The organism is Arsenophonus sp. ENCA (assembly GCF_002287155.1).
Lineage (GTDB): Bacteria > Pseudomonadota > Gammaproteobacteria > Enterobacterales > Enterobacteriaceae > Arsenophonus > Arsenophonus nilaparvatae.
Map to the genome: position 1 here is coordinate 1 of NZ_NHNG01000588.1, position 791 is coordinate 791.

Sequence of the window (791 nt, forward strand, 5' to 3'; positions counted from 1 at the left end):
TTCATCGTCTCGCTAGACGGCTTCCTTGCGCCTCTGAGCTATTTTCGCTGTTTGAGGTATACGAAGATGCAAATTCAACAGAAAAAACGCTTAGAATGGCGCCTGCTTCGTTTAAACGGCTATCAATGATAGATGTGCTACGTGAGAAAACCGAAAAACGGCGTCAAAAGGCAGAAACGGTGATAACGTCACCACCAGAGGTACAGACTTCAGCCAATCCAAAACTGGAAGCCGCATTAATCGCCCTAGACGATGCCACCGACGAAAAAAGCTTTGCTGAAATCGTCGAGCATTAAGCGTGTTGCTTAATAGTGAAATAAGGGTGTTTCGGTGATTGAAGTAAATTTTACGCTGTTCTGAGATGGAAATTCCAAAGACCTGCGCTAAGGAGTAAGAAGGTATCATCAATAAAGGGTCTACGATTCCGTAAAATTTGGGTCATGCAACCGAGGCGCTTGATACCCGCGATGGCGTGTTCAACTGTAATACGGATGCCCGAGATTATTTTATTTTCTTGTTTTTGTTCAGGCGATAAAGGTCTTTTTCGAGTTCCTTTTTTTGGGATTTGTGTATTAGGATGCTGTTTATCTATACCTTGAAAACCGGTATCTGCCCAGATGGTTACCTCAGGAGGAATATGGCGAATTATATCAAACTAGTTGCTGAATAGAGACTTGCATTTTTTGTCACGCTATTGAGAATAAAAAGAGGTTTAACTTAGAGAATAAAGGTTTGAAATGATCAACAAAGAGCGGCTGTTACGAGATAATCGTTTATGTAAAGCAATCATT

General features: G+C 41.3%; 1 protein-coding gene and 1 pseudogene. One reads left to right on the top strand and one right to left on the bottom strand.

Annotated features, from left to right (window positions below; translation table 11 throughout):
- A pseudogene (locus CBG25_RS15370) lies at window positions 1–296 on the top strand (hypothetical protein); the annotation flags it as partial.
- A 50-nt stretch (window positions 297–346) separates the two neighbouring features.
- On the opposite strand, the gene CBG25_RS15375 reads toward CBG25_RS15370, so the two are convergent.
- A complete protein-coding gene (locus tag CBG25_RS15375) occupies window positions 347–649 on the bottom strand; it encodes a transposase family protein (protein WP_063654656.1) in 303 nt (100 codons plus the stop codon).
- Window positions 650–791: the final 142 nt, after the last annotated feature.